At 33.3% G+C, this 9,219-nt stretch carries 10 protein-coding genes; 3 read left to right on the forward strand and 7 right to left on the reverse strand.

Annotated elements, in window-relative coordinates:
* Positions 1–2: 2 nt before the first annotated feature.
* Complete coding sequence (locus tag ACOYLT_RS08650) at positions 3–983, reverse strand: polyprenyl synthetase family protein (protein ID WP_422853457.1); 981 nt, start codon at positions 981–983, stop codon at positions 3–5.
* A 107-nt stretch (positions 984–1,090) separates the two neighbouring features.
* Between ACOYLT_RS08650 and ACOYLT_RS08655 the strand changes: the two genes are divergently transcribed.
* Positions 1,091–1,963, forward strand: a complete 873-nt coding sequence (locus ACOYLT_RS08655) for a hypothetical protein (RefSeq protein WP_422853458.1) — start codon at positions 1,091–1,093, stop codon at positions 1,961–1,963.
* A gap of 56 nt (positions 1,964–2,019) precedes the next feature.
* On the opposite strand, the gene rlmN is transcribed toward ACOYLT_RS08655, so the two are convergent.
* A complete protein-coding gene (rlmN, locus tag ACOYLT_RS08660; protein ID WP_422853459.1) occupies positions 2,020–3,060 on the reverse strand; it encodes a 23S rRNA (adenine(2503)-C(2))-methyltransferase RlmN in 1,041 nt (346 codons plus the stop codon).
* Positions 3,061–3,120: 60 nt separating this feature from the next.
* Between rlmN and ACOYLT_RS08665 the strand changes: the two genes are divergently transcribed.
* Positions 3,121–3,762: an O-methyltransferase gene (locus ACOYLT_RS08665; RefSeq protein ID WP_422853460.1), complete on the forward strand. Its 642-nt coding sequence runs from the start codon at positions 3,121–3,123 to the stop codon at positions 3,760–3,762.
* Positions 3,763–3,765: 3 nt separating this feature from the next.
* On the opposite strand, the gene ACOYLT_RS08670 is transcribed toward ACOYLT_RS08665, so the two are convergent.
* From ACOYLT_RS08670 to ACOYLT_RS08690, 5 genes are read right to left on the reverse strand one after another with little or no spacing between them, the layout of a single operon-like run.
* Positions 3,766–4,323, reverse strand: a complete 558-nt coding sequence (locus ACOYLT_RS08670; RefSeq protein ID WP_422853461.1) for a phosphatase PAP2 family protein — start codon at positions 4,321–4,323, stop codon at positions 3,766–3,768.
* Complete coding sequence (locus tag ACOYLT_RS08675; RefSeq protein ID WP_422853462.1) at positions 4,323–4,646, reverse strand: Sec-independent protein translocase subunit TatA/TatB; 324 nt, start codon at positions 4,644–4,646, stop codon at positions 4,323–4,325. Before ACOYLT_RS08675 ends, ACOYLT_RS08670 begins: the two co-directional genes overlap by 1 nt.
* A 43-nt stretch (positions 4,647–4,689) precedes the next feature.
* The gene (locus ACOYLT_RS08680; protein WP_422853463.1) at positions 4,690–6,930 is read right to left on the reverse strand and encodes a M1 family metallopeptidase; all 2,241 of its coding nucleotides are present in this window, start codon (positions 6,928–6,930) and stop codon (positions 4,690–4,692) included.
* A 57-nt stretch (positions 6,931–6,987) separates the two neighbouring features.
* Positions 6,988–7,488 carry a DUF6702 family protein gene (locus ACOYLT_RS08685; RefSeq protein WP_422853464.1) on the reverse strand — a complete coding sequence of 167 codons (501 nt, stop codon included), beginning with the start codon at positions 7,486–7,488 and terminating at the stop codon, positions 6,988–6,990.
* A gap of 13 nt (positions 7,489–7,501) precedes the next feature.
* Entirely contained in the window at positions 7,502–8,260 is a 759-nt protein-coding gene (locus tag ACOYLT_RS08690) for a hypothetical protein (protein WP_422853465.1), read from the reverse strand.
* 94 nt (positions 8,261–8,354) lie between these two features.
* Here ACOYLT_RS08690 and pepE point away from each other — a divergent pair, with 94 nt between their 5' ends.
* Positions 8,355–9,065, forward strand: a complete 711-nt coding sequence (pepE, locus tag ACOYLT_RS08695) for a dipeptidase PepE (protein WP_422853466.1) — start codon at positions 8,355–8,357, stop codon at positions 9,063–9,065.
* The last annotated feature ends 154 nt before the right edge of the window (positions 9,066–9,219 follow it).

Consider the following 9,219-nt stretch of genomic DNA (forward strand, 5'->3'; position numbering starts at 1 on the left):
AATTATTTTTTTCTTTCAATTACATAATTTACCATCAGTGAAAGCGCATCACGATAGTCAGATTCAGGGAAATTATTTAAGATTTGAAGCGCTTCTTGTTGAAATTGCGCCATTTTTTTTTCGGCATAATGCAAACCATTTTTATCTTTTACAAATTGGATAACTGCTGCGACACGTTTTTTATCCTTATTATGATTTTTGATAGAATTAATACACCAGCTTTTTTCTTTAGATGTACAATTATTCAAAGCGTATATTAAAGGCAAGGTCATTTTTTGTTCCTTGATGTCTATTCCGGTGGGTTTTCCAATCGCATCATCAGTATAATCAAACAAGTCGTCTTTGATTTGAAATGCCATTCCGATGAGTTCACCAAATTTTCGCATGGCTTCTACTTGTATCTCGTCCTCGGAAACAGATTTTGCACCAAGAGCACAACAGGAGGCAATTAGAGTTGCTGTTTTTTTTCGGATGATTTCATAATATATTTCTTCAACAATATCCAATCGGCGTGCTTTTTCTATTTGAAGTAATTCACCTTCACTCATTTCACGAACGGCAACTGAAATTATTCGCAGCAAATCAAAATCGCCATTATCAATGGAAAGCAATAATCCCTTGGACAGGAAATAATCACCGACGAGAACCGCAATTTTGTTTTTCCATAAAGCATTGATAGAGAAAAAGCCACGTCGTCGATTACTATCATCTACTACATCGTCATGAACTAATGTTGCTGTGTGAATCAATTCGATTACACTTGCACCTCGAAAAGTTCTTTCATTAACCTCATCCTTTTCGGAGAGCATTTTGGCGACCAAAAAAACAAACATGGGACGCATTTGTTTTCCTTTTCGGTTTACGATATAATAGGTAATTCTGTTTAGTAAGGCAATTTTGGAAGTCATCGATTCGTAGAACTTCTTTTCAAAAAGTTCCATTTCCTCCTGAATGGGTTTTTTTATTTGTGAGGTGATGTTCATCGCATTCAAAGATACAACAATGCTATTGTTTGAAAAATTTTTTTACCTTTGATTAAACCTTTTTTAAAAAAGAAACTCTTATCTAGCAAACCATTAAAAAATAGAATATGAAAACAAAGAATTTATTAGGCATTATAGCATTCGTTGCTATTTTTACATTGGGAAGTTGTTCAAAAGACAACAACTCGTCTGACACAAGTCTAACTAGTGCTGATGCAGTAGCTGCTAACAAAATGGATAAGGCTTCAAATGATATTTCAGATGTTGTTGAAGATGTTTATTTTCAGCAAAATCCTTCAAGTGCAGGAAAAAATGCGACTACATTTGTAACATTATTGCCAATGTGTGCATCAGTTAGTGCCGCTACTACAACCCCAACTTCTTGGGAGAGAACAGTAACTTTTACTAATTGTACCTTTAACGGAAATATTTTAAATGGGCAGATTATTGTTTCTGGAGCATTACCATTACCTACTGCAAATACTTTAGCTACTACTGGTTATACTATCAATTATGAATTTATGAATTTTACTCATAATGCTATTTTGATTGAAGGTAATAGATCGATTACACGAAAATTTGCTAGTAGCCAACTCTCAGCAGATAACCATCCTATTCATATAATAGACATAGACATGACCGCTACTTTCCCTAATGGAGAAGTATATACTAGAGTGGGAACAAGAACAAGAGAATGCGTTGAGAATTTCGGAGATGGAATTTTGAGTAATAATGTCTATAAAATATACCAATCTATTACTAATACTAGACCTAACGGTGCACAACATTCTCATGTTGTTTTAGAAACATCTCCACTTAAAATAGATATGGCTTGTCAATACAAAGTGATTAGTGGAGTTTTAACTATAACTGGTACAAATAATACGGCTGTTATAGATTATGGAAATGATACGTGTGATAATAATGCTACCATTGCCATTAATGGAGGAGCAGCAACTCCATTTACTTTCGGAAATTAAAATTTGTTGATTATAAAAGGAAAAAGTCCCGACTTTAGATTGAAGTCAGGACTTTTTTATGATTTATTAGCTAATTGTCCGCATGCTGCATCAATATCTTTTCCGCGACTTCGGCGGACTTTTGCAACGATATCATTTCGTTCTAAAGCTTTGATATAATTATCGATAGCAGCATCAGAAGCTTGTTGGAACTCTCCGTCATCAATGGGATTATATTCTATCAAATTCACTTTACAGGGAACCTGTTTGCAGAATTTTACCAATGCATCAATAGATGCTTTATCATCGTTAATTCCTTTCCAAACAACATATTCGTAGGTTATTTTACTTTTGGTTTTTTGATACCAATACTGTAATGCTTCTTTCAATTCGGGCAACTGAAAGTTTTTTGTAAACGGCATAATGTGATTTCGGGTTTCTTCAATAGCCGAATGTAACGAAACGGCCAATTTGAATTTGACCTCATCATCCGCCATCTTTTTAATCATCTTAGAAACTCCCGATGTGGAAACAGTAATACGTTTTGGCGACATTCCTAACCCTTCTTCTGAAGTAATCATAGCAATGGCTTTCATTACATTGTTATAATTCATCAATGGTTCTCCCATTCCCATGAATACTATATTTGAAAGTGGTCGGTTGTAATACAAACGACTTTCTCTATCTATGGCAACTACTTGGTCATATATTTCTCCCGGTTCGAGATTTCGCATTCTTTTTAATCGAGCTGTGGCACAAAAATTACAATCTAAACTACAACCTACTTGGCTTGAAACACAAGCTGTAGTTCTAGTTTCTGTTGGAATCAAAACACTTTCAACAATCAAACCGTCGTGAAGTCGAACAGCATTTTTTACCGTTCCGTCTTCACTGCGTTGCATGGTATCAACTTTGATGTGATTTATAACAAAATTGTTTTCGAGCATTGCACGAGTCTCTTTAGAAACATTAGTCATGTCTTCAAAATTGTGTGACGCTTTACTCCAAAGCCATTCATACACTTGATTACCGCGAAATGCTTTGTCGCCATTGGCCACAAAAAAATCGCGTAATTGTTCTTTGGACAGACTTCGGATGTCTTTTTTCTCGATTTCCATGGCGTAAATTTAGGGTATTTTGGTTAGTTGTTAATTTGTATTTTTGTAAAAAATAAAACCATGCATTTCCTTTCCGAAGAATTAGATTCTTATGTTGCCAATCACTCCGAAAATGAACCTGAATTATTGGCGCAATTAAATAAAGAAACACACCAAAAAATACTACAACCTAGAATGTTGAGTGGTCATTTTCAAGGAAGAGTGTTGAGTATGCTTTCTAAAATTATTCATCCGAATACCATTCTTGAAATTGGTACTTATACGGGATATGCTACACTTTGTTTAGCTGAAGGGTTAGCAGAAAATGGCACTATAGATACATTAGATATCGAAGAAGAATTAGTTGATTTTCAGCGAAAATATTTTGACAAAAGTCCATGGGCAAATCAAATAATACAACATCTTGGTGATGCTATAGAAATTATTCCAACTTTGAACAAAAAATATGATTTAGTTTTTATTGATGCCGACAAGGAAAACTACATTAGTTATTTCCATTTAATTATTCCGATGATGAATAAAGGTGGCATTATTCTTTCGGATAATGTTTTGTGGAGTGGCAAAGTTTTAGAAGAAATAAAGCCCAATGACATTACCACAAAAATACTTTTAGAATACAATCAACTGCTAAAAGAGGATAACAGAGTAGAAACTGTTTTGTTGCCCATTCGTGATGGATTGACGGTTTCGAGAGTGAAATAAAAATTACGAATTACGAATTACGAATTTTGAAAATAATTTATAACAAATAAATCCAAAAGTAGCTCCAAAAGCATAACCCGTCATAATATCTAATGGAAAATGCAATCCCAAGTAAATTCTACTGTAAGCAAATAGTAAAGGAAACAGCAACAGTAAATAAGTGTGTTTATAAAACTTCTTCAAAATCATAAAAGCAAAAACTGCAGTTGCCATAGAGTTTGTAGCATGACCTGAAAAGAAACTATAAGAAGGACTTGATTTCACAATTCTGATTATAGTTTTTATTTCTTCATCATTACAAGGTCTCGAGCGTTCGAAATACCATTTAAATAGATTGGCACTTTGGTCACAAAACAGCACTAACAATGCTGTAAAAAGTAAATAATAACCAAAGTTTTTCCAACCGAGTTTTTTTTGAACAAAAGAAAAAATCAAAAGAAAAAATGGAGTCCAATAGACTGGTTTTGTAATCATCAACCAAAGACCGTCGAATGAAGATGAACCTAATCCGTTTAAAAAAACAAGAAGTTCTTTATCTAGATCAATGATTTTTTCCAGCATTATAATTGTCTTTTTATGGGGCCTGTTAAATCCTCGATATCTTGTGTTGCTTTTTGAACAGGATTGGTTAGATTTGTATCCAATCCTTCTTTTATCTTGTCAACTTCTGTAGTGAAAGTAGCCGTTAACTCTTTCATTGAAGTATCAATGCCATTAGCTTCAGCTCCTTTTTGAATTTCAGATTTTATTTCATTAGTAGCATTTTTTAACTGCGCCATTATCTTTCCTAATGTTCTTGCAATTTCAGGAACTTTATCAGAACCAAATAGCATCAACGCTATGAAAATTATAAATAGTATTTCGCCACCGCCTATTCCAAACATATTCTTTAGTTACTAAATTAAAGTACAAATTTACAAAGTTCTATTAATCAAATTTTGATTTCTCAACTGTTTTTGGCCATGAATTATTAGCCGTTTCGATATCGGCTGTTTCTTCTTTGGGGTCAAGTACAATTTTTTTTATAGCTTTTTTGGTAGCAAATGTTCTACTCACTTCTTTATCATTCACTCTCCAAATTTGAGCTGGAAAATAATGGTTTTCAGTAGTTCCATCTTCAAAGATGATTTCTATAATTATTGGCATCACTAAACCACCAGGCTTATCAAAAGTAACTTGGTAAAAATATTTTGGCTCGTTTAATGTTAATTTTTCTTCTGCAGTGAAATGTTGGTTTATATATTCATTTAATGCTTGATAATCTGAAGATTTGAATGGCTTGTTTAATTCTGGTTTAAAATCTTCGGTTCCTTCAGCAATCATGTAAACCACTGGTCCAATAGTTGTATCTCTTCTTCGTTTTGGTTTCGTTGAATTTTTTGCCTCAGTTGAAGGTTCACTGCTTACAAAATATTTTTTTACTTCCTTTATACCAATATCATTGTAATCTGTGGTATAAAACCAACCTCTCCAAAACCAATCTAAATCAACTGCCGAGGCATCTTCCATGGTTCTGAAAAAATCTTCTGGAGTTGGATGCTTAAATTTCCATCGATTAGCATAAGTCTTAAATGCATAATCAAACAACTCATGTCCCATAATTGTTTCACGAAGAATATTCAGTGCTGTGGCTGGTTTCCCATAGGCATTATTTCCAAACTGACGAATACTTTCTGAATTGGTCATAATAGGCTCTAATCCTTTTTGATCGCCACTCATGTAGGGAACTATATTTTTAGCAGGTCCACGACGAACAGGAAAATTGGCATCAAATGTTTTTTCGGCCAAAAATTCCATGAAAGAATTCAATCCTTCATCCATCCATGTCCACTGACGTTCATCTGAATTGATAATCATAGGAAAATAATTATGTCCAATTTCATGACATATTACACCTAACATTCCATATTTGGTTTGGTCTGTATATTTTCCGTTTTCATCAGGGCGACCATAATTCCAGCAAATCATTGGGTATTCCATTCCTTGATCTCTGGCATTGATAGAAATGGCTTTCGGATAAGGATAGTCAAAAGTATAGCTAGAATAACTTTTTAAAGTATGTGCTACTATTCTAGTAGAATATTGTTCCCACAACGGATTTCCTTCTTTTGGATATAATGAAATTGCCATGGCGGTGGTATTTCCTGTTTTAACTGCCATAGCATCATAAATGAATTTTCTTGAGGTAGAAATTCCAAAATCGCGCACATTTTCTGCTTTGAATTTCCAGGTTTTTTTGGCAGTTGAAAATCCCTTTTCCCTAGCTTCGGCTTCGGCTTGTGTTACCACAACTACTGGATTGTCAAAAGATTTTTCGGCCTCAGCATATCTTTTTAATTGTTCACGAGTAAAAACTTCACTTCTGTTTAACAAAGTTCCTGTTGCTTCCAAAATATGATCAGCTGGAACCGTAATATTGACTTCAAAGTTTCCAAAGGTTAATGCAAACTCTCCAGAACCCCAAAATTGCATGTTTTGCCAGCCTTCCACATCATTATAAACCGCCATTCTTGGATAAAACTGCGCTAAAACATATAAGTTATTACCATCTTTATCAAAATGTTCATAGCCCGAACGACCACCATCTAATAAATAATTATTGATGTTATACCACCATTTTATAGAAAATGTAATCTTTTCTCCATGTTTCAAAAACATAGGCAACTCTATTCTCATCATGGTTTGATTAATTGTATACTGCATAGGTTTCCCGTTGACATCTTTTACATAATCAATTCTAAAACCACCATCAAAATCTTCTTCTAAATATTTTCTAGAGAAATCTTTAACCGAAATTGACGAATCCGTTTTATTGCTTTCTACCAAAGGCGAATTGGAATTTCTTGCTTTTTCATTTTGGTCTAATTGAAGCCACAAATAATCTAACGATTCTTTGGCATTATTGGTATAGGTTATGGTTTCAGTGCCATAAAGTTTTTGATTTTTATCATCTAATTCCACATCAATTTTATAATCGGCTTGTTGCTGATAATATTCTGGCCCTGGCGCACCAGCTGCTGTACGATACATAGTAGGCGTTGCCAACAAATCATACATTTGTTTGAACTTATCTGGATTTCTGTAATCAGAATTAGAAGTTTTGGAAGTTTCTTGAGCCTGTAAAATACTCATAAACAGCATTAAAAAAAAAGTAGCTATTTTTTTCATAGACTATAAATTAAGGTATAAAAGTAAAAAAATATATGGCTTAATGATGAATAAAATTTATTTTAACATACCGTATTTGGTGGAAGAAGTTAATAATAAACTCTTCTTTTCGCCAGCATTATTAAATTGAATAATATTCTGTTGTTCAGGATATAGTTCTGTAAGAATAGAATTTTCAATTTTGAGGGAATTTATTTTGGAAATATCTTTAATTCTGAAATAACAAATAAGCACATTGTTTTCATTTTCTTGGCTCAAAAACTCCATAGATTTTAGCTGACCGTTGACAATCAATTTGAACTTGTCTGATAAATATTTTTTCATCAAAACGATATCTTCTGGTGTTCCTTTTTCTGAGCCAATAAAAGTTCTTTTTGAATATTGCTTTTTTAATGCTTCGTTCAAATCATCGTCAAAAATGCGGGTAGTGATTTGAAGCATTTTTTTCTGAGGCACGTAATTTATTTGGTAAATTGCAGTGTAAAAACGATGATAGCCCGCAGAAGTCAGCAATAGAAAGATTAATATAAAAAAAGGGAATTTAAAAGTTCTTTTCATTCTTTAAAAGTAATTATTTTATAGTTACTAATTCCAGATATTTAGTTGCTAAATCCGAGAAGATAAATCGAGCCATCATTTTTTTCTTGGCATTCAGCGCCTCTTCTAATTTTTGGTCTTCAACAGCATAATACCAAAAACCTCGAAGATACTCTTTTGGGATCTTTAGGTTTTCCAAAAAGTATTCTTCCTTGAACATATACTCTATTTTATTTAGCAGGTATTCTTTCTTCTCAATCTTCAGTTCTTTCTTTAACATAGCGGTTCTTCCCGAAATGGCATTCAATATAGGATCTAATCCCATCGAAAAACCAATAGTTGGACCTAAAAAATCAGTTACATCATAATCGGAGGCTGTTTTTAATCTTCTTTCTGCTGGCGTATATTTTTTGGGTTGTTTTAGGAGAATTCCAAGCGAAACCGCATTGATATTGGGATAAGTTTTCACTTCTACTTCATCTAGCGGAATGACTTTGGCATGTAACGTAATCACAAAAAGTTTTTTAATTATTTCGTTTTCATCAATAACAGCCTTTTTTGTTATGACTTGTAAACCCGAAAATTGTAAAGTATCACCTAGTATTACAAACATTGAAAAGTTGCCATTTTCATCCGTGACAGTATTTGATTCTGAGCGAAGATTAGTTACATAAACTTCGTTTAATTCTTTTATTTGAGAAGTTATTTTTCCTTTCAACAAGTTAAGTGTTACAGTTTGAGCGTATAACGATGAGAAAAATAAAAACAATATTGTTGTCTTAAATAACTTCATTATTCTAAATTTACGATGTAAAAATAGTTGATTAGTCAACCTAAAGTTTATAATCTTTTGTTAAACTTACCTAAAAAAAAGCAAATCAAAATTCATGAAAAAATTAATTATTGCCAGTACATCAACTCTTCATGAAGGAAATTATTTAGAGTATTTATTACCTACTTTGGAAGTTCATTTCAAAGATTGCCCTGAAATTTTATTTATCCCTTATGCTCGACCCGGAGGAATGTCATACGATGATTATACTGATACTGTTAGAAAAGCTTTTGCCAAAATAAACAAAACGGTAAAAGGGTTACATGAATTTGAAAATCCAGTAGATGCAATAAAAAATGCACAAGGTATTTTCACTGGTGGTGGTAATACATTTTTATTAGTATCGCAGTTATATCAGAACAATGTGATGGAAACTTTAGCAAAAGTACTTCAAAACGGAACACCCTATTTAGGCACCAGTGCGGGAAGCAACATTACAGGATTAACGTTGCAAACTACCAATGATATGCCTATTATTTATCCTCCGAGTTTTAAAACTTTGGGATTGATTCCATTCAACTTGAACCCACATTATCTTGATACCGATTTGCAGAGTAAGCACATGGGGGAAACTCGTGAAACCAGAATAAATGAGTTTCATATTTTTAATAGCATAGCTGTTTTAGGATTGCGTGAAGGAAGTTGGTTAGAAGTTTCTGGAGAAAAAATACTATTAAAAGGAAACCTAACCGCTAGATTATTTAGACAAAATCAAGACGCTGAAGAATTACAACCCGAAACAGATTTAGCATTTATAGGAAAATAAAAAAACCTCAAACTAAAGTTTGAGGTTTAGAGCGGAAGACCTGCCAACCGGCAGGCAAGCGAGGCTTCCCGATAGTCATCGGGATAAACTTCTCGCCTCTTGAAAATAAAAAACCTCAAACTTTCGTTTGAGGTTTAGAGCGGAAGACGAGGCT

Source organism: Flavobacterium sp., assembly GCF_049318185.1.
Taxonomy (GTDB): domain Bacteria; phylum Bacteroidota; class Bacteroidia; order Flavobacteriales; family Flavobacteriaceae; genus Flavobacterium.

Coding starts and splice junctions, on each gene's coding strand:
- ACOYLT_RS08650 (WP_422853457.1), bottom strand. CDS start 983: ATGAACATCACCTCACAAATAAAAAAACCCATTCAGGAGGAAATGGAA.
- ACOYLT_RS08655 (WP_422853458.1), top strand. CDS start 1,091: ATGAAAACAAAGAATTTATTAGGCATTATAGCATTCGTTGCTATTTTT.
- rlmN (WP_422853459.1), bottom strand. CDS start 3,060: ATGGAAATCGAGAAAAAAGACATCCGAAGTCTGTCCAAAGAACAATTA.
- ACOYLT_RS08665 (WP_422853460.1), top strand. CDS start 3,121: ATGCATTTCCTTTCCGAAGAATTAGATTCTTATGTTGCCAATCACTCC.
- ACOYLT_RS08670 (WP_422853461.1), bottom strand. CDS start 4,323: ATGCTGGAAAAAATCATTGATCTAGATAAAGAACTTCTTGTTTTTTTA.
- ACOYLT_RS08675 (WP_422853462.1), bottom strand. CDS start 4,646: ATGTTTGGAATAGGCGGTGGCGAAATACTATTTATAATTTTCATAGCG.
- ACOYLT_RS08680 (WP_422853463.1), bottom strand. CDS start 6,930: ATGAAAAAAATAGCTACTTTTTTTTTAATGCTGTTTATGAGTATTTTA.
- ACOYLT_RS08685 (WP_422853464.1), bottom strand. CDS start 7,488: ATGAAAAGAACTTTTAAATTCCCTTTTTTTATATTAATCTTTCTATTG.
- ACOYLT_RS08690 (WP_422853465.1), bottom strand. CDS start 8,260: ATGAAGTTATTTAAGACAACAATATTGTTTTTATTTTTCTCATCGTTA.
- pepE (WP_422853466.1), top strand. CDS start 8,355: ATGAAAAAATTAATTATTGCCAGTACATCAACTCTTCATGAAGGAAAT.